Origin of the sequence: secondary endosymbiont of Ctenarytaina eucalypti (genome assembly GCF_000287335.1) — a bacterium.
Classification (GTDB): Bacteria; Pseudomonadota; Gammaproteobacteria; order Enterobacterales; family Enterobacteriaceae.
On the sequence record NC_018419.1, the window covers coordinates 313,301 to 335,189 of the forward strand.

Annotated in this window: 10 protein-coding genes; 3 read left to right on the forward strand and 7 right to left on the reverse strand. The window is 41.2% G+C overall.

All coding sequences use genetic code 11. The features are described 5' to 3' along the window. The first annotated feature begins 362 nt into the window (after window positions 1-362). Both rppH and lgt read left to right on the forward strand, forming a co-directional pair. Complete coding sequence (rppH, locus tag A359_RS00825) at window positions 363-887, forward strand: RNA pyrophosphohydrolase (protein ID WP_044104682.1); 525 nt, start codon at window positions 363-365, stop codon at window positions 885-887. 1,973 nt (window positions 888-2,860) lie between these two features. Next, the gene (lgt, locus tag A359_RS00830; RefSeq protein WP_014887895.1) at window positions 2,861-3,715 is read left to right on the forward strand and encodes a prolipoprotein diacylglyceryl transferase; all 855 of its coding nucleotides are present in this window, start codon (window positions 2,861-2,863) and stop codon (window positions 3,713-3,715) included. Between the two features lie 2,096 nt (window positions 3,716-5,811). On the opposite strand, the gene pyrF is transcribed toward lgt, so the two are convergent. The 6 genes from pyrF to nth form a co-directional block, all read right to left on the reverse strand. Continuing rightward, a complete protein-coding gene (gene pyrF, locus A359_RS00835; protein ID WP_014887896.1) occupies window positions 5,812-6,579 on the reverse strand; it encodes an orotidine-5'-phosphate decarboxylase in 768 nt (255 codons plus the stop codon). Between the two features lie 808 nt (window positions 6,580-7,387). Further along, window positions 7,388-7,510, reverse strand: coding sequence for a hypothetical protein (locus A359_RS04520; protein ID WP_014887898.1), 123 nt, complete (start codon window positions 7,508-7,510; stop codon window positions 7,388-7,390). A gap of 2,541 nt (window positions 7,511-10,051) precedes the next feature. Then, window positions 10,052-10,627: a Fe-S biogenesis protein NfuA gene (nfuA, locus tag A359_RS00840; RefSeq protein WP_014887899.1), complete on the reverse strand. Its 576-nt coding sequence runs from the start codon at window positions 10,625-10,627 to the stop codon at window positions 10,052-10,054. 1,539 nt (window positions 10,628-12,166) lie between these two features. Beyond that, complete coding sequence (tyrS, locus tag A359_RS00850) at window positions 12,167-13,441, reverse strand: tyrosine--tRNA ligase (RefSeq protein WP_014887902.1); 1,275 nt, start codon at window positions 13,439-13,441, stop codon at window positions 12,167-12,169. A gap of 164 nt (window positions 13,442-13,605) precedes the next feature. Continuing rightward, window positions 13,606-14,256: a pyridoxamine 5'-phosphate oxidase gene (gene pdxH / locus A359_RS00855; protein WP_044104685.1), complete on the reverse strand. Its 651-nt coding sequence runs from the start codon at window positions 14,254-14,256 to the stop codon at window positions 13,606-13,608. 3,010 nt (window positions 14,257-17,266) lie between these two features. Then, window positions 17,267-17,905 carry an endonuclease III gene (gene nth, locus A359_RS00870; protein ID WP_044104459.1) on the reverse strand — a complete coding sequence of 213 codons (639 nt, stop codon included), beginning with the start codon at window positions 17,903-17,905 and terminating at the stop codon, window positions 17,267-17,269. Window positions 17,906-18,895: 990 nt separating this feature from the next. Here nth and hxpB point away from each other — a divergent pair. After that, window positions 18,896-19,561 carry a hexitol phosphatase HxpB gene (hxpB, locus tag A359_RS00880; RefSeq protein WP_014887907.1) on the forward strand — a complete coding sequence of 222 codons (666 nt, stop codon included), beginning with the start codon at window positions 18,896-18,898 and terminating at the stop codon, window positions 19,559-19,561. A 968-nt stretch (window positions 19,562-20,529) separates the two neighbouring features. Here the strand turns inward: hxpB and A359_RS04215 are convergent. Next, window positions 20,530-20,697, reverse strand: a complete 168-nt coding sequence (locus tag A359_RS04215) for a YoaH family protein (RefSeq protein WP_014887910.1) — start codon at window positions 20,695-20,697, stop codon at window positions 20,530-20,532. Window positions 20,698-21,889 lie beyond the last annotated feature (1,192 nt).

A 21,889-nucleotide genomic window follows, 5' to 3' on the forward strand; every position in this document is an offset into this window, starting at 1 on the left:
GTGTCTACATTACTCTCATGTATAAATAACCGAAGCGATAGAAATTCTCATACATTGCATAGCTGAATGACGTCATGATGTATAGCTACTAGCAGTCGCATAACAGAAGAAGCAGCCTGATAGTAACTGTCTCATCAAAAGAATCTTGTTTTTTAAAAAATGTTAGTAGTTGTGTTGAAGATTTAAAATCTTCTTTTCTGTAGAAGCTATGTGTTAAAGGGCGGCTATCAACTACAGCACTGATGATTCACATCCTAGATTATTGCAATAAGAAAACGATTAGTTCCCTGCAGTGGTTTACCGTTCAGAGTAAGTATGAAACAATTCCATCATCTTACATTCTATTTAATCGAGGTCGTTTCGTGATCGATGATAATGGCTACCGTCTGAACGTTGGTATTGTAATCTGTAATCTCGAGGGAAAAGTGCTATGGGCGAGGAGATACAAACAGCATTCCTGGCAGTTCCCCCAAGGGGGGATCAACACTGGTGAAACCACGGAACAGGCAATGTACCGTGAGCTCTTTGAGGAAGTCGGTTTGAGGATAAAAGATGTGCGTATCCTGGCGGCGACCCGTAGCTGGCTCTATTATAAACTTCCTGTACGGCTCGTGCGATGGAACAGCAAGCCTCTGTGTATTGGTCAGAAGCAAAAATGGTTTCTACTACAGCTTATAGCTCCAGATACGGATATCAATATGCATCCGCAACGCGAGGGGACCCCAGAATTTGACAATTGGCGTTGGGTTAGCTTTTGGTACCCAGTACGTCAAGTCATTGCCTTTAAACGAGACGTGTACCAACGCGTTATGAAAGAATTTTCTGGCGTTATAATGGGGCCAGAAAAAACCACTTCGCAATATTCCGCAACCGCAAACAGATGGTAAAGACAGTTATCTAGACATCTTATTCTTTCCTCTGTTCGGAAAATCTTTCAATAGGCCACATCCGAACTGACTGTGCTACTGTCACTTGACATGCTGCCTTATAAAACATCTCAAAACATGAACGCCGCAGTCTATGCGATCTATGTGGCCGATAACGATCGTCACTGATATAACCCAATGGCGATACAGGAGTGAGCTAAACCTAATAGAAAAATCATGCTTCTATTTAATTAAAAAGTTCACAGGTTAGTCGTAGTCATAACGAGGCCAATTAATCTTCTAGATACCTATCGCCCCTCCTAGTATCAAATACATTCTAGTGGTAAAAATTACGTTTTATTAATTTTCTTAGTGCGAATTATGCATTTCCGTCAACTACGCCACGCATTACTCCTTTATTGGCATGAGTATTAGAAATTTTAAAAAAACCGACGTATTATTTATGGTCATGATAAACATGAAAATGGCTAACGTTCTATTCTAAGCTTGGTGCAGTAAACCGCCAAGACAGTGCCGCTAGAACGCACCTGCGTACTGGCCGCTACGCGGTGCATAAGCGCGCTCCAGGACCAGATGGGGAGGGGATCAATTCATCTTGCCTTGACCGGGGTTTGTCAGATTTCAACTTAGATCGCGACCCTGCGCACACGCGATTGACACGCGTTCGGCCAGCGACGGCTGTTCCGAATTGATTATGGTGTGTACAATTTTATTAAATAACCCCCTGCGCTTCTAACGGACTGTTTTCATCTTTGCGCTAGAATAGGCGCGCCTGAATGCAATGCTTCAGGAGAATACACTATAAGACTTAGATATGATACCCGAAGCTTTTCTTAACTTCCACCAACGGTTCCTGCGACAGGCAAAGATGAGCCGCGGTCATAGACAACCAAATCCAGATGAGCTTGTTCCAGCACCGCTTACTGAGCAATAAAAAATAACGTAGTGCATGCTCTACTGCTCAGTATTAGAGAGCGGATTGTGCGATAGTAGCACTCGAACCTAGTCAGAGAGAGGTGCGTAACATGCCGCTACTCGAAGCAGCGGATGCAGAAAACGCCCCAACGCTGATAAGCGGCGCACCTCTTCAGTTAATTCTCAAAAACAGAACGAGCATAGAACATGCCGGGCGCCTTGCAGAGGCGTATAAAAAACATTATTCTTTACCTCACTAAATTGGTTTTGGTTGTGTAATGCAGATTTCCATAGAAAAAAATTCGAATCGGGCAAGATTGAAAAATATTGCAACTGTAACAAGATCAATTGGTAACGCTACATACCCTAGTAATCGTCAGTAATCAACAGCTATCACATATACCTCTATGAAAGAAAATACCCACAGAACTGGACTGGTGACACCTTCATATTACCCTTAACTGGCTCCCGATTTCTAGGGTTTCTCCATCCAGTATCGTGTCGTTACCGACCTATTTAGCATTTTATTATGGCTAATCACTAGCGTGGGTTGGCTTAAAAAGTGCGCGGGCTTCATCTAGCGCGGTAGCCACGCAGTAAAAGAGTGTTGTCTGGTAGAATATGCGCTATTCAATTTACTCATTAGTATCATGATAGTATTTCTAGTTATTTTGTGCAAACTAGCTAGCTTGATTGAAGGCTAACTTACAATAGGGCCCTGTTACACCAAAAAGCGATTATTAAAACTATTCTCCTCTTTATTAAGGTAGAAGTATGCTAAAATAAATTATTTTCGCTTTTGCAATGGTCAGCATGGTGTCTATAGAAACGCGCATATGTTGAATAAAATCTTTAATGCAGTCGGTTCAGTGAATCTGCAGATCTCTACAACGTACAATCTTGTAGTTAGACTCTATAACAATGGTATAAATGAGATGTAAAAGCATTGTTACTAAAGCTTCATAGTAGAATAAAATAATTTTTTTTATTCAACAACTAAGGCGAGCGTTGATGCATCTAGCATCTGCGTAATAAAAACACCAAAATTGTGGTGATGCATGACGAGTCATTATCTGGCTTTACCTGTAATTGACCCTCGGATCTTTTCCCTGGGTCCTTTTTCTGTGCACTGGTACGGGCTGATGTATCTAGTTGGCTTCATCTTTGCCATGAAGCGCGCCGTGCGGTGCGCGTATAGCCAAAAAATTGGCGGTCGAAGAGAGGTTGAAAATCTACTATATGCAAGTTTTTTAGGGGTTTTGTTCGGTGGTCGTATCGGTTATGTTGTATTTTACAACTTATCGTTTTTTCTTGATAATCCGCTATACTTATTTAAGTTATGGGACGGTGGTATGTCATTTCACGGCGGATTGATAGGCGTTATCGTGGTGATGCTATCGTTCGCCCATAGCACCCAACGCCCCTTTTTCCAAATCGCTGATTTTATCTCACCGTTAGCGCCGTTTGGTCTGGGCGCTGGACGTGTAGGAAATTTTATCAACGGTGAGCTCTGGGGTAGAGTCACCACCGACGCTCCTTGGGCAATGCTTTTCCCAGGCTCACGAAAAGAAGATTTAGCTCAGCTGCCAGGCAACCCAGAGTGGCGAACGTTATTCGAGCACTACGGTATGCTGCCCCGTCATCCATCTCAGATCTACGAAATGCTCCTTGAAGGCATAGTGCTTTTTATTATTCTCAATCTTTTTGTCCGTAAACCACGGCCTAGCGGCAGCGTCTCCGGGTTGTTTCTTCTTTGCTATGGCTTTTTTCGTATTCTAGTAGAATTTTTCCGCCAGCCTGATGCTCACTTAGGCCTGTTTGGAGGTATCATTAGCATGGGGCAGATGTTATCACTACCGATGATTCTAGCCGGGGCTATGATAATCACTTGGTCCTATAACCACCGTCTATAGAAACAGATTTTTTAATTGATAAAAAACAGTATTTAAATGCCATATCTCTGGTATGTTCAAATAGTGCTTCGCAAACAGATGGCTACGATATCGTAAAAGACTCTGTAGTGATTAGGTCATCACATGCCTGTATAAGGTGTATGAGGGTTTCCTTTGCAAAGAACCAAATTCTGCTTATTTTAGTTGAATATAGATGCACTGCTATAAATCACGTTACGGTGATTCCAAGCTTCTTGATGTTTGGCAGCGCGCACTCTGCTAAAATAGAGCCGGAAAATAAAAGTAGCGCTTGAGGGTAAGCGTCCAGCCGGAAAGTAACGCTCTTGGGAAAACTGCCTTGCAGGTCTATCTTTGAGCTATGCAGGTTTGGCAAAAGTGATGCCTCGGTTCAGGAAAGATCCCGATACCTACCATCTCATCATTTTCGATTAAAGCACGATCACTCTGACTAAAAGTTTTCCTGGTTTTTTTGCTATTCACTATTTCACAAAATTATGTCACTAACGATAGCGCATGGTGTTATCGCTAATAAAATACGGGCTTGATTTGACAAACGCACTATTTAGTTAAAAATGAGCACGAGTCAGTAAAGTTATTGCAACTAATAGTCTATATGGTAAAAAAGTTTTTAACTAAAAAGTAACTTTCTTATAAAAACACCCAAGTGGAGCTATGTTGTAACAACATAGATGACCTATCGGTTATTCTTGCATCCAAGAAAAACACTTCTCCTTAATGACTAAGGTGAGTATCATCCTATGCAGCTAAAACTATCAAATATAGCGCTAATACTGAGTCAAGCACTTAACCTTTCGATGATGGCGTGTACAGAGAGATGCGATGTTGAAATGATATAGCTACTGCTAAGTAGCCTAAATACTTCTGCACGCATGCGACAAACAAAAACAATTTTTCTCAAAATCACAACATTTGCATGCGATGAAAGCGTTCATTAAAGTATGAATGCAACTAGCCTTAAAGTTTTAATAAAGCACGATCAACGCGTCATCAAATAGGTATTAAAAAGCAGAGTAGTATGTAAGCGTAATCCGGAACTAAAGAGCACGACACATCACATGATCTATACTGATTGATCAGTAAGCAGCGGCATCACTAACGCACAGGCACCTTCCGGCTTTTAACTCTCATTATACTCATCAGAACAGCACAGAAACAACGTCTTACGGCGCTTACGATATGCATTACTCTCATAATGCTCTGTTGAAGAAAAGTAAAAAGCTATCGCATAAGCTTAACCAAAGAGTTGAAACCAGTTACTGATTCACTTTATTGATAGTTAACAAAAGGAAATAAATGATCATTATCGCTGTATTGCTGAAAAGGCATTACAGTCAAAACACTTTTTAGCACTTCTCATCACTCTTTATAACTATGATGCAAAGCTAAACTGGGTCTCATAATCCAATCCCTCAACCAGATGATGTCATTAAACATGCTCTACTCTGTACACATCAGAAACGATATTTTTCAAAAAATTTAGTAAAATACGGGAAGTAATAATAATGTAAAATATTTTAAATGTATTCGAGATGAGGAAAAATGAAGCTAACAACTCTATCCTTATCGCTACACGACCGATAGATTGAGTTCTAATTAGAGTTCAGCGGAGCACTATTATCACCGACATAGGTGATGGCAAAGACGGCTATGAAGTTGATTACAAATCAACTCCGCCAATGAGTTTATCGCAACTGAATCGGTAGGACCTACACTTAATCGAGCGAACAAGACTCTCGATTAAGCAATGAAGACTGAAGATTGACTGTTTAAACCTCTCGCTTCCACTGATAATTTTTAAAAGGTCTCATGTATCGCCTTAGATTGTCCTTAACCCCCTTCCACTGTGCCCATTACAGAACCAAATCTCTTTGTAGCTCGCTACCACACACCGTGCAGCGCGTGGTTTCTCGCCCCAACACAAGAAGCAATTACGTTTATTTGGCACACCAATGGCCCTACGGTACCACTAGCCTGATCATGAAAAAGTACTACAATATCGCCCATTGACGATATTGTAGTCAGCGATGTGGAAGGTTTTATGTAGCCTGAAATCGAGAAAATAAAGGAGACAGTGTTTATGCGCCATGTGCCGTCCCGATATGTAACTCCTTTAGGATAGCCTCCAGAGCGGAAGAGGGGTCAGCTGATTGGGTAATAGGCCGACCAATTACCATATAATCTACCCCCGCCAGCTGTGCCTGAAGTGGCGTCATCACCCTTCGCTGATCGTCTGAGTCACTACCTGCGGAGCGTATTCCCGGCGTCACAAGCTGAAACGCATCACCGCAGGCGATGTGCAATCGTGCTGCGTCTCTTGCAGAACAGACTACCCCATCTAAGCCGCATTCTTTAGCCAGTATAGCGAGTCGCACAGCGTAATCCGAAGCGCTATCGGTAATTCCTATTGATCTTAGATCCTCATCATTCATGCTAGTGAGCACTGTCACGGCAATAAGAGCGGAGGCGTTAGCTCCAAATGGTACCAGCGCTTCCCGTGCTGCTAGCATCATGCGCTTGCCGCCGCTAGCGTGTACATTGATCATCCATACCCCTAGGGCTGCTGCTGCGTTAACCGCTTTGCCCACCGTATTGGGAATATCGTAAAATTTTAGGTCCAGAAAAACTTCAAATCCGCGCTGCTGCAAGTCGTCTACTAGCCTCGGCCCTGCCTGGGTAAATAGTGCTTTGCCAACTTTTAACCGGCATTGCTTCGGCTCCACTTTATCGACAAACGCTAGCGTCTGCGATACATCGGCATAATCTAACGCCACAATCACAGGCGAACCTGCCCCTTTCGGAGATAATAAAATAGCGTCAGAGGAAGATAAAATCGTACTCGTCATAAAATCTCTCGATGGCGGCCATAGGCATCAGATCTGTTAACGTTTTCTTTATTGTACCTTCCCGCGTCGATAAAACATAGCATGAGCACCATAAAGCGCCCTCTCTTCGCGTTAGGTGATTATCTAACGCGAAGAGAGGGAAAGGATCAGTATTTCTAATCGCATGCCAGCATCTCCATATCACGCCTGGTGCGGTAAAAAAAATCTATATGCGCACAGAAGAGACAAGATTACTGCCTACTTAGACCGCGTATCATTTTGACCAAACCCCAGCATGTATACGATGGGCATCGTCAGTAAAAGTTATGCCAGGTGAAACCGCATTTTTGACATCGATAACGGGTTTGGTATGGATCTTTGCCTTGACCATATCGCACGGCGTCTGCCAACTGTCCTTGGAAAGACTATCTTCAGTATCTCTTAAATGGAAAGGTATACGGAGGTGAAGTATGAGTATCGTCGAATGTTCGCGAAAAATTTCTCATTAATGTAACCCCGCGCCGCTTCCTGTCCCTGCTCACTCTCCAGAATATCCGTCAACAGTAACTCCGTGATCGAGCGGGTATGCTTTTCTACCCAGCGTTTAATGAAATCAGCCTAAGCGCCAGGCTACTCTAGCACCGATAACAGTTTTATAGAATGAGGAACCTTTCGATGACCATGGCCCTATCCTAATCCAAGATCCGTGTCAATTTCCCGACTGCACTAGACATAGACTGACGGCTCACCCATAGTAAAATAGGTCAGTTTTTACCGGTTCCCTTTGACAGGGAGTTACTAACATTTCCGAGACGTTTATCGTTTTCGATTATTCGATAGTCATTTGATAAATCTGCAATATCAGGCGTAAGGCGACAATCCGAAACTTGTTCTCGCTCGCTAACTGATTAAACATCTCTTCATTCACGTAGTCACGAACACGCTGCTGCATTGCTAACAAACTCTTCTCAATGGTTTATGTGGTGTTCTCTAGAAGAGACTAATGAATGCGGATAGCAGAATCGACTGATCCGCGGGAGCGGAATACACTCTCTAGCATTAGGTGCCTTTTAGCTAGGCTCCCATCTTCTTACAACGCATCAAGAAATAGTTATAATAGCTCATCCTTATGATTTGAAAAGCACTAATATAATCCAGATACTTCTTCAACAAATGACTTGCTGAATGCTGAGGATCTTGCTGTAAGCTTCTGCGCCTATATACCACCCGAAAGCCGCAGCTACGGGTGGTATATAGGCGCAGTCGGTTCTAACATAATATGTTATTTCTTAGGCCAAAAGGCTGGGGCGGGTATAAACAAAAAATATGAACTGCACTGTGAAACAGTCCTCTCTTCAATACATCACACGTGACACTTAGGCATGCATTATCGCTACTTGCATGTATAGCCAAAACAAATTGAAAATGACGTAGAAAATGAAAAAGCTGTCAGAAACCAGTGAGGTGCGCGAGGCCGCTAAGGAATATTGATGATAAGCCACAAAATAGTTGCGGGTCATTATCGGAGCGGTAATTCACATACCGTCCTGTAAATCATATAAGTTTTATCTTATAATTCTTTACCGATCTAACACGATCAAGTGATGATCTCCAATCATAAAAGAAAATACATCTGACGCCCTACAGGTCGTGCATCAGATTTATTAATGATGCTCTGCTATGTTAAGAAAAAACTAAGATTTTTGAAATAAACTAGGACGCATGAAAAGTTAGCTGCTGGTAAAAATACCGCTATGCGATATAGAATGTCGTTGACATTCCTAAAAATGTTATCCCATTAATGTGTTTTTAATTAAATTGATCTTGCCCTATTTACTTCTATATCGCAATCATTAAAACGTAGTAGATAGTCATCTAGAGATATTTTAAATTCTTAGATGATCTTATCTAAAAATAGAATGAGTGAAATACCATACGTGTTTTCTTCTAAGTACCATAACTACCCTCTGAGACGCTGAAAGCGAGATTCATTGTACGCATTTTATTCTTAATTATTTTATCCTAATCCACCATGATTGTCAAGTAATTTTGCGTTATTAAATATAATACATGCTCTCGATAAATAACGCCGCTTTCCGAACAGGCAAAAAAGATAACTTTTTACTCTTTTACTAAACATTTCAAAGGTATTGCGATCAATGATCGAAACAGTAATTTGACTTCATGTTAACGTTTTACAACTGATAGAAAATGTCTTTTCTTGGTTTCTATATAACGAAGGTGCTAACATATTTTCTCGGTATATCCAGCGCTAGCATCGAGCTAACAGCATACGCTGCATTTTTTGAAAAACTCTGATTACTTGCTGCATTTGCAGGCAAGGCTATCATAATTTTATAAATCGAGTTTACGAATAGCGATACAGCTTTCAATGAAAAACCATATATTCTCTTTTCATTACAGCACCGTGGTTGAGAGGCTCTTTTTAAGAATCGAAGCATCTTTGGCTATCTCACCGAAGCGCGGTATTATCCGCTGATGTAGTAATAGCTGACCGAGCCATTTATTTAAACTCTTAAAGTGCTTTGCTTGTTGAAAGGCTCATTATAGGTAGCCTAGGTGGTAACCTTAAGCATTTTCTTTTCCATGAAAATTATTTTTTGACATGCATGTCGTGAATAAATCCCATGATTTCCCAAAACTTTTTTGTCAGCAAGGTTGAATAGCTACGTGTGAGATCAATGTTATATACTGACATAACAGTGAATTCAATAGGGGGGATGATATTGTCGTTTTTCGATCGAAATCAAAAACCCAGCACTACCAATGTCAACTATGTACGAAAATATTATAGTTTTCTTCGCGAAATGAAGACGCTCAGCAAATATATTGCTGATTTTAAATGCAGGCGTAACTTAAAGTTTCTAAAGATTTATTGAAAACAGCAATGTCTGGGATCTATTAGATCAGTACAGGATATGTATTTCAATCAAAAACTATTTTTTTCGTAAACTAATATTATAATGTAGATTATATGCAATACCTGATCTCTGAAACATATAATCATAACATTTGACTGCATAGTACATGCCACGCTTAAACAAGCTGGCATATTTACTAAAAAATTTATAACTGCATATCATGAGGCTTTAATGTTCAATTAATCTCTGTACGTTATGGGTACGTTTATTACATTTCGCGCAGGGCATTACAGGGATCCCTTGACTGAATGTGTAAACTGATAAATTGATTCCTACGAATCTACAGCTAATCAGCAATAGTGGCTTGCAAATAGAAATAAAGCAGGCTTTATTTTAAAATACACCTTAGCTATCGCCCGAGACTGCATAAAAATGATATAAATAGGGAGCGTAAAAACAATTTCAGAGTGAAAAATCTCACCTGGATTACGCTACTAATAAATAACACTCTTAAGGCTTTTCATCGTACAAAAAAGATTTTTTAGCAGCTAGGGGGGTTGGAAGCTTGTTTTCATTCAAGAAAACCGTCCACATATTAGGTTTTACTCTCATTAATAGTAGGAGTGATGCCCGCGCTGATGGTCCGTCAAATCACGTACGCCCTCTAGCTCAGGAAAGTGCTTCAGAAGCGCTTTTTCGATCCCCTCTTTAAGCGTGTAATCCACCATTGAACAGCCGTTACAGCCGCCGCTGAACTGGAGGATAGCTAGCATATTATCCGTGATTTCTATTAGCGTTACTTGTCCACCATGCCGCGCTAGCGGCGGATTGATCTGGGATTGAAGAAGATACTGAACACGCTCGATAAGCGGTGCGTTTTCGCTCACTTTTCGCATTTTAGCGTGAGGGGCTTTTAGTGTTAACTGAGATCCGATCTTATCCGTCACGAAATCAATTTCAGCATCTTGTAAGTAAGGCGAGGAGAGCGCATCGACATAGACCAAGATTTTATCGAATCTTAGCTCAGTATCAGTAGCATCTACCGTGCTGGGCGCACAGTACGAAACGCCGCATTCTGCAGTAGGCGTGCCGGGATTGATAACAAACACGCGTATATAAGTCACAGATGCCTGATGAAATAGCAATTTTGCAAAATGCTTTTGAGCAGCATCAGTAATAGAGATCATAATTTTTACCAGAATTCGATTAACTTAGTTTTACATTATACATCCACAGCTCAAGACTACAAGGCTCGACAAACATTAGATAGCCCACACGCAGGCACATGATCACGAAAAAGAAAACAACTTATGTCACAGGTGGTTATTGCTCTTATGGTAATTCACCGGAGTAACATAAAATATTTCCAGATCACTTCCATGCTCTATGCGCAAGGAAGTAAGCGTTAATGCGAGAGTAAATCAGTCCCTAAAGTAATGCTAGCGTTTCGCTATTTAGATATTTTAAAAAAATCAGCAGTTTGAAAAATTAGACCCCTCACTAATAGAGCAGTTATGAGATGGGGTGCTGTGAAGGCTGTCTAACAGAATTTATGCGGTGCAGCGCTTGACTAATTGTCAACGCCGTGTGTGACTATATTTTTATGGTCAAGCAAGCGAAACGCCCACCCTAACGTGTCTGAAACTAGAGCATGAATGTTTGCAGTCATGTAAACTCGATTGCATAACTGATAATCTTTTTGTTGATTATCAAGTACCATCAGTACCGCTTGAAGCTCTTTTCTACCGCATAATAGCTTTTATACTCTAAATCTAGGAAAAATTGCGCCTCTAGCACAGATAGGATAAGCAGAAAGCAGTATAATTCACTTGCGCAAGAGAAAAAGTATGCCACCGGCAGAGCCGGTAGTTCAGTAGTGCTACCATGCGATAAAGCATCAGACATAATTTTATAGATTCTACTCTCGACTTTAGATGCAAATCTAATCATACTCAGATCTTTAATGACATATCAACTGACTTTCTATTCGACTGCAGAAAAAACTTCAGTGCCAATTCTATCAATAAGTAATTGAATCAATTACAGAACGTGTTGACGCCTATGTGATCATGTGTTCTGTCTGTATTCACTGTGTGAGACAAGATAGGCGGAGTAAAGATATTTTTGATGCGGGGTATGAGTTACAAAATCGATTCAACATAGGCGTGAAACACCCTCAGCGAGGAATAGAACACCTGCTGCATCTTTAGAACAATGCCGAGGGAAGTATCTGAGTAGTTAAGCGGTTGGCTTAACGCTCTAAGCTAAATTTTTCCGATCCCTTGTCATCAATACCTGACTTCTCTGTTTGTGCTTTCAGAAAACCTTGGCGCTACATGGGCGGTTTATAATTCGAGCGCTTGGTGTTTGTAAATCTTTTTTGTCACGGAGACTATTGATTAAAAACAGGCTGTATGCTGAGTCAGCGAATACCTTACTCTTCTGTTTCTCAACAAGGATTTCATAGCCGGTCATAAGTTTTTACGAATATAAAGTTATAGTAGATAACATGTATTATCTAGAGTAATACTATTTACTGATGATTGTTTATTTTATGATTTTACGTTAAAACGGACAAGAGGATCACCGCTCAACAGCATCAACTCTATTGATGAGGCATGGCCTGAGATAAAAAGAAGACGCTTCATTAAAAAATTTCCTAAATACCTGCGATCTTAGAAGCCTCAAGAGAGGCAAGAAATTCAATCGCTCTTCCAGAAATTTTACTATTTCCAAGCGATCATACAGAAGTGTTTTTTACCACGCCGTAACAGGGTGTACTGTTTATACAGTTTATCAGTATCGTTAAATACATACTCGGGCGCTGTCTGTTTTTTGCTGTTCACCTCCACTGAGCTGGAAGCGATCATGGTACGGGCCTGACTGCGCGACGGTGCCAGGTTAGCCATTACCAGGGCCTGCTGTAAATCTGCACCACGCTCAAGGGAGACCGTCGGAATGCCATCTTGGGATAATTGAGCAAAATCCTTTTCGCTAAGGCCCGATACTGTGCCAGTAAATAGGCTAGCGGTAATACGCTTAGCCGCTGCTAATCCTTTTTCGCCATGGACCATGCGAGTTACCTCTGAGGCCAGCACATGCTGGGCACGGGGGGTCTTCTCACTGACGCGATCTTCTTGTGCTAGCAGCTCAATATCAGACAGCAACAAGAAGGTAAATAATTTTAAGAAGTGGTAAACATCACTGTCGGCGGTATTGATCCAAAACTGATAGAACTGATAAGGGCTGGTCTTGTGCGGATCTAACGACACTGCACCTCCCTCAGTCTTGCTAAATTTAGTTCCATCAGATTTAGTTATCAGCGGTAACGTCAGACCATACACTCTATTCTGATGCAGTCTACGCGTCAAATCGATACCAGAAGTGATATTCCCCCACTGGTCAGAGCCGCCAATCTGCAGTTCCACGCCATACTGTTTGTGTAGGTGCGCAAAATCATAGGCCTGTAGCAAATTATAGGAAAACTCAGTAAAGGAAATACCGCTATCATCACGATGCAATCGCTGCTTTACCGCTTCTTTATTGATCATCTGATTAACGGAAAAATGCTTACCTATATCGCGAAGACAGGTCAATACGTTCATCGACCCAAACCAGTCATAGTTGTTAGTGACGATAGCGCTATTCGCTCCGCAGTTAAAATCGAGAAACAGCGATAGTTGAGATCTAATTTTTCCTGCCCAGTCCTGGACGATTTCCATAGTATTGAGCTTTCGCTCGTTTGCTTTAAAGCTAGGATCACCTATCAGCCCGGTAGCACCTCCAACCAGCAACACCGGACGGTGCCCGGCCAGTTGAAAGCGTTTCAAGCACAGCAAGGGGACGAGATGTCCTAAGTGCAAGCTGTCGGCGGTAGGATCAAAACCGCAATACAATACGATTGTCCCTGACGACAACCGCTCAGCTAGCACCTTTTCTTCAGTAACCTGGGCAATCAAGCCTCGCTCCTGCAAGTTTTTTATGAGGTTAGTGCTTTCCATGAAACGCTCCATGATCAAGAATACCGCAAACAAAAGATCCCGTGGCTGACGCCGGTTTTAGCTATCTATCATCCTACCCATATCATTAAAAATGATATCGTAATGATCGTCAATACGATCTAGTTAAAGGCCGGAGATTTAGGTGTGAGTGCTGACTGATGCAGCTATGGCGCTAATCGATCGGTTTTCCAACCGCTGCCTTCACGTCGATATATAAACCGGTCGTGTAAGCGGTGTTCACGGCCCTGCCAGAATTCCATGGCATCGATAGTGACTCGATACCCGCCCCAGAAACTCGGGAGCGGAACATCATTCTGGATAAATTTTTGTTTCAGCTCTAAGAATTGACTTTCTAATGCGCTGCGAGATGAGATTAGGCTGGATTGTCTAGAGACCCAGGCACATATCTGGCTATCTCGGGGTCGGCTGTTAAAGTACTTCAGAACATTGACGACCGAGAGTTGCTCGGCTCGTCCAAGAACTAACACCTGACGCTCTAGCGCGTTCCAAGGGAAGTGTAGGCTAATGCGAGGGTTATTAGATAAATGAGTAGCTTTTCTGCTGTGAAGATTAGTGTAAAATAGCATACTCTGGCGATCAAAATTTTTAAGCAATACTAGCCGCTGAAACGGCTGCCCTCTCGTGTCTACAGTACTTGCGCTCATGGCGGTTGCGTCAGGAAGAAGAGCAGCGCAGGCTTGATTAAGCCACCGCTCGAACAAATCCATGGGTTCCTCCGTTAAATCGGCTCTCCGCAGTCCAGATTGGGTATATTCTCTACGCATGGCGGTAATATTGATTGAATGTTCAGTCATGGTTTGCCGAAACCAATACTTAAAAGCATTATTCTGCATCGTGACGATGAAAATCTCAATCATTTCAGAATAGCATTATTCTAGATGACAAAAGTATCAAGGATTGATGGTTCTTCACGCGATCAAAGGCTGCCTCCCCTCTGGCTAGAGGGGAGGCGGAGACTACTGACAGGAAAATTAACTGTTAGCACCGGAGAAAAGAAAATTCATTCACACTCACAAACGTGAGTTAACGCCATAGTCTGCGGCATAGTGCCAGATTAATAATGTCAGAATGCACATTCTCTCATATCGAAAATCCGGATCACTAGAGAGTGAAAGGGGCGCGAAAGAGACAACCTCACTATCAAGTGTCATATCATCTAGTTCTATTGTGATGAGTTACATAGAATCGCGAAGATATCCATACGAGCGCCTCGACCATATACGGAGGAAGCTGGATTAAAAAATCACGAAGCATGAGAGTTAGCTAATAGAAGAAAAATTGCGATATGGCACGAAAATATTTGAAATTCTTCAGAGCGTCATCCGGTTACGTGCTGTGAAAATACTATCGCTTCCTTTGCCTGCGCATCATAGTCATACGGCTGTAGATCACCATTTAGAAGTCTTTTAAAAAGGAGAATACGCCATTGTAGTAAGTAATCACATATTGTATTTTTCGAGTTATTATCACTACTGTAAAAATTCTGCTTTTTAATCAATTTTTACACTCATAGGCTAAAACTTTTTAATATTATTTACCCAGATAGGGTTAGATGATTAGCTTTATATGTGTAAAAAGTAGTGATCTAAGGCGTCTACAGAGAAGTATGCTTTTAACCATACAGCATCACTGACTCGTCCATGTATAGTTTTAAGACACAACACTGCTTGCGGGGTCGACTGCTAATTGAGCCGCTCAGTAACTTTAAACTTTCGTTTCCATAGAGAGCATGAGAAAGCATTTTATCAATGAACATACTACTCTCTCTTCAACGCAGAGCCTAAAATCTAGCATGGTTTACCAAATCTACTGTGAGCAAGCATCATTCAATTTTCATGATGCTCCAGCTGCGTGCTCAGAGAACGATGAGGATGTGAAATAAAGTGAACATGTGCCTTGTATAGACTTTGGTGATGACTCGACCTTTGGTCGAGCATTTCATATGATTCGAACGTCTATCCAGCTTTGGCATAGACGCATGGTGTCACTACTACGCTCACCCCAGGTTGTGCAGGTACCTCTCTCTACATCAACACATGCTTAGAGCCCTGTACGGAATAATATGGTTTTTCATTTTAAACTATACTGCCAATCAGTGTACAGCGAACCCATTGATCATTGCTTGCAGGACACCGCTCAGGCGCATAGAGGCTATGATCAAAGTTATACAATTCTGCGTGACTACCTTCGCTACCGTTGCCAAACCTCTTCTGGATATGAGTAGCTTTCCATAGCTTGCGTCGTATAGACAACCATAATAAGTAAATCAATATCATACAGTCTGTGTTATCGGAACGCGTTTTCAGAAATGGCATCAAAGATACCGGAAAAGCAAGCAACCATGAATGATAGCGGGCTTCTACAACATCGATAGACGGGGATCTCCCTAAGTAAGCATCAACGGTCATCGGCTAAGATCAGCAGAATTTTGATTGTATCCGGGCTGTTATTAGGGTGCCTGAAATCATTGCTAGTAAGGGGGCTTATTTTAAGACTTTTTGAATGCTCCGGCTCTTATCCATAATGTTTAACCGCGCATTATCAGCAACACGCAGCCAATGTGGGATAAACAGCGCGACTCAGATTAATAAAACGCCATTCTTCAGTGGTAATACGCTAATACACAAGGGCTCTCCCAGCTTGGAGAGGCAGAAGAAGATACTAATAAGCACGTCGTGCTTAGTACGGGGGTTGCCTAAATAGAGATCGCTGCCTTACATAGCAGATGGTAAATAAGGAAGACTAGTTCAGGTTGAAATAAGCAGCTTTTTGTAGCAATCTTGCTGCCTCTGCGATAGAAGAGGCAATCATGACACAACTCGGTTCTCATGCGCCTCTAAACAGAGTTTCGCACTAATCTGCCAAGAACAATAATGCGTTTGTTAAAAAAGGTTGTGTCAATAAAAAAAGATTTTATACAATCAGTATAGTTAATCGATAATGCTCCCGAAAGTAACGGAACAAAGTTAGACCCGATGAAAAACACTCAGCGCCCTGAGATGAAAAGCATGTTTTACTCAACTCACATCATAGAAGACCGTGATTTTCTATGATGTGATTAATTTTCTTCCTATCAGGGTTTAACTTATCTAGACGATTGAGAGATAAACATAATAACAACCGATGCAGACAGGCTTAGCTATCTGCGAGGTAAGCCCTAAGCAGACTTGCCGGGCTATAATAGCAGAAGCACTCCCATAATAGCATGATAGAAAAAACACAATGATCTAGATTGTTTAGCTCGTTGATAATGAGCTACCCGAAGCTGTCTAAGGGGTGTCTCGTTGACACGAGAACCTCGTTTTTTCAGCTGTTGCTGTACAAACATTATCGTGGGTAATCATCATGGCGACATTATTCGTTTCTATTGAATACTAGAAAATAATATTATTACATTACTTGACGTAAGTAGAGAATGCTTATCACCTCAGTTCTGATTTCATGATTTGATGATCTAACGTTCACCTTCTTCACTGAGGAAACAATGATGCGTTTTTATTCAATATATTTATAATGATAGTAAATCGATCTACCTTAACTCAACATGCATGATAAAACGCATATGACCATGCAGTGATAGGATGTCAGCTATTTTAAACAGACAACGGCAGTCTGCACTTTATAAGGAGAACTAAACAACCGTTTAAACATTATCCTTAACTTTAGAATGAAGTACGACCGAGAGCAGTAGCCTCAACAGCTTTTCTTAACGCGACGGCCTCATCATGCATCCTGCAATGCCCCCATCACCAGCTGAAACTGTCGTTGGTTACGCACTAAACCCTCCAGCGCCGAAATGATACGTTATTTTGAATAATATTTTTGGTCGTACTCACATAGCTCTTCAATCAGGCAAGAGCTGCAGCGTGGTTTTCGAGCGATGCAGGTATAGCGCCCATGGAGAACCAACCAGTGGTGACATGCAACTTTAAACGGTTTCGGTACAACTTCCAAAAGCATTTTCTCTACGGCCGCTACGTTTTTGCCGACTGCAAAACGGGTACGGTTGGCAACACGAAAAACATGTGTATCCACGGCGATTGTCGGCCGGCCAAAAACTGTATTTAGCACGACATTTGCGGTTTTCCTCCCAACACCGGGCAACGCCTCCAGAGCTTCCCGACTCTCCGGCACTTCTCCCTGATGTTGCTCGAGCAGCAGTCGACAGATTTTTATGATATTTTCCGCTTTTCTGTTAAATAGTCCTATCGATTTAATGTACTTTTTGACACCTTCCGCCTTCAGAGAGAGCATAGCCTGAGGTGTATTAGCTTCTAGAAATAATAAGCGAGTAGCTTTATTAACGCTATCATCCTTAGCCTGTGCCGATAGAAGTACTGCAATTAAGAGCTCGAAAGACGAGCGGTACTCCAACTCGGTAGTGGGAGTCGAATCTTTCGTTTGAAAGCGAGAAAGAATATCATGACGCTTAGTTTGATTCATCGAATAAAGACTATCATTGTTGTGGTGATACCAGTCTAACTGCCTTCGCATCATTGATTGCAATGCGTTGATCGGAAAAAGTATTATCTCGAGAATATACGGCATAGTTGATCAAGGTGACGGGCGGTGAGAGTGCGAGAGAAATCGCATTTCGGTGCAGCATACCTCCATGATGCAGCACGGGCGTATCAGCCTCTAAAACATTGAAATGCATACTTAAATAGCGATTTTTTATTAGCAAGAATTTTCAAATACTGAGATACTATCAAGATCGATCTGAGATGCTCAAAAAGCTGCTCAAGATTTTTAAGAGAATAACATGATGCAGCACTGTGCTCAGTAGACATGCCCCTCATTTACTGCTGAATTATAGTTACGTTATCTGTAATATCAACTTATAGATATTTTAACGACAACATGTCTCTATTAAAAAATAGAGAATAAAAGGTGTTCTGCTCTATGCAGTGTTCGTAGAAGATACTGGCTTTATGCGGTTTACGGTTTGGCCGTGAGGTGTAGATGCATGATTGTAGGTTCCAAGGAGTCATTGATTCACTGTAGCGATAATATGCAAGATATTGACATGCAGAAGCCCTGGGTTCATTGTTATAGGCATTACCATAAGGTACAGGCAATTTATGTATGCTAGATTCTTCTGAAAAATAGACCTAGATTTATTACTGAAGAAAGTAAAGATCTGATATCTTTTTCTTCTGAATCTTTCGCTTGATTACCAATCATATAGCTTCATCATTTATATCAAACCGCTTCCTCACAAACTATTTTAAAAAAAGAAATCATACATGACAAGAGAATGTAATGCTATATTGAGATCTTCGACTATTATTCATGCTAAGTTAGTAACAGGTGATTAAAACTTTATTTTTGTTTACTTTGCGGTTTTCTTAACGCATCTTTTATGCTGTCGCTATTGATCGAGCCGTGATTCTGGCTCGTTTGCTGCCCGTTAACTACAGGAACTGTTTCGTTATGGCAATGCCTCTTAAACAACAAGCGGTTATCTTTGATATGGATGGCCTCATTATCGACTCCGAGCCACTATGGCACCAAGCAAAGCTAGCGGTATTCGCTGAATTAGGAAAACCTTTCTCCCTATTTACCACCCTACCCGATACGCTCGGATTAAGAATCGATGAGGTCATTAATCTATGGTATGAAGCTTCGCCCTGGGAAGGTTTCTCGCTCTCTTGGGTAAAAAAACGCATCACTGAACGCGCATTGGGCATGATCGAGCAGCAGAGACCACTGCTACCGGGCGTAAAACAAGCTCTGTCTCTAACCAGAGAGTGCGGGTTGAAAATCGGGCTGGCGTCAGCATCGCCAATGTTTATACTGGAACGAGTGTTAGAAATTTTTTCTTTGAACGACTCTTTTCAGTTCATCGCTTCGGCGGAAAAGTTGCTGTACAGCAAGCCGCACCCAGAAGTCTATCTACGCGCTGCCGCCGGTCTCGACGTCGATCCAATGCGCTGCTCGACCCTGGAGGATTCTATCAATGGCATGATAGCTGCGCTAGCAGCGCGTATGCGCTCGATAGTCGTTCCGGATGCCAGACTGCGCCACAGCCCTAGCTGGAGTCTTGCGCAAGTTAGATTACCTTCACTGCTAGCCTTAGAAGCCGCGCACCTTCTCTAATTGCGCCGCTGCTAATATTTTTTCAATAGACAACGCTAATTTGGTACTCTTTTCTACTCTTATAAAGAGTATCTCAGATGAAGTTGGTAAACAACAGAGAGTAATGTTATTTTGCTATGTAATTTTCTAAAAACATTCTCTATATTTCTTTATTGCGTTGTTCTGATGATCTCTAACGCAATAATTTTACGATCGTGTCTAAATATACGAGAATTTGAGAGCAGCTCCTTGTTCAAAAAGCTATTATTGTGCGATACTTAGAATATTCAGCATTCCTCACAAGGCAACTGTATCTCCTGACCTACTAATGTATCACAGGCATATAGACCCCGATAATGATTTGGAAGTTCGGTAAAGAGAAAATACCTCATTGTAGAACATAAACAATTGCGGATAATCTAATAATTTTTTGAGGATTAGAATGTATTGTAAAGCATATCAACATTCCATTGAAGAATTTCCCAATGCATGTGCTTTATCGAAGCAAAATGATTCATCATCTCAGAAATACGCCTATCAAATACATCAGTAAAGCTAATTTTCAGCTGTCGCGTTTTCTCATTGCCAGCTAACGCTTGCGTCGTACGATACTTATTCAAGGCCAGTTAGCGGACTCTCAATTTTTTGACGCAAAAACACTTTAAGAATTATGTTATGAATGACACGGTGAGTTGTTACGCTGAGCATTTTGCGCTAGCCTAAAGGTAATGTGCTAAAATTTATTATTAGCGCGTAGAGTGCAAGACTGAATGTATACTGCAATATATAAAAAATCTTTATTAAAAAACTTTTTGCACATTGTAGAGATCCATCGTTTCAGTGAACCGAAAATAAAAAGGACGGTGAAATTTTTTAGTAATGAAAATTGCTTGTTCAAAGAGGAGGGTGTAGTTTTTGATAAGGTATCATGAGGTAGGTATTCTAGGCAATCGACTCTTGAGAGAAGAGCACGGATTCATGACTCTAGGTTATCTCCTCGCTCTTCCAGAATGAGGAGACTCTTGCGCTGGTGTGTAGTTAGCGCGTAATTCACTCGAGACTAAATCAATGGCCTCGCGGCTGCTAATACCGTTCCCTATTAAGGCTTGAATGCGCTCAACGGCCTCTTGCTGTTGTTTATGGGTTAATGAATACATACGAATAATTTTCCTTTCATGAAAACGAATATTTCAATTATATCATCAAGACGTCATTCCCTCCATAATCATCAGGATGCGTACTAAAATGATTTCTTTTTGTCATAAAAAACGCGCATAAGTTGTTTTATAGGAAGCGGACAGTAAAAGATGCAATGTTGATTCAATAAAAATAAAACGTCTTACCACGGCCATCTTACTGCAGTAGCAGAATAGTTCCGATAGATGAACATTTCTATCTATTGCGTTTATCTTTTAGTCATGCCTTTTATCCTACGGTAGTAGCCCTGATCCTCCTGAACGACATGCGCTATTCTAGTCATCTGTTTCTTGATAACATAGAGAAATATTAACAGCGCAACAGAACTTGGCTAATGAGCTGATTGATCAGCTTCCATAGATACTACACACAGTGTATACCCTAGAATACATCTGAATACCCTAATAGCAGCATGTATCGATTGAATAAACATTGATCAGGATCATGCGATGAAAGATCTATTTACCCTAACATGCGACGACTATGAAAAAATCCTCGCAGTGTATAAAACCCAATAGATACTGTAGCGCTTGCTATGCGATTAGCTGTCCTTTTCATTACAGTCACACAGGGGCATGTTGAACAATAAAGGCATTTAGTGCGCTCAATATAGATTCTATTAGCAATATCTAATACTCTGGATTGAAATTACTTTCTCATAAAATCTAGTTGCATGAGTGTACCTGTAAGCATCAATCGATCTACGGGGATGATGTTATAAAATCTATATTTTGCAACTAGTGTTATTCATGCAGGAATAGCTAACTCATTCACAGTGCAGGACATTACCCTACTCGATAGTAATCAAACAAGTTTTACCCCCTTTTTTTTCTTAGGGGTTGGCAAAAGTTGATTCAGTCAACCCGCCAGATAACTCGGCTGCTGCAGAGACTCAATGATTTTTTATTTCGCTGCATGCAGTGAGGTAAGTCAATGATTACTAAAATGGTAATGTTTTTAAAACTTCCTTGGCTAGAACAATAAAAAGTGATCAGCGGAAAATTAGTAGCTGAAATAACTGTTTTTAAAGTGCTGCTGGATAGTTATATTTTTCCTTCTTGACGATTGCCAGAAAAGTAAAACCTTTTTTCTATTGAAAAAATATTATAGCAATTCCAGCATTATAAATGCAAATGTATTTGCATAAAACTA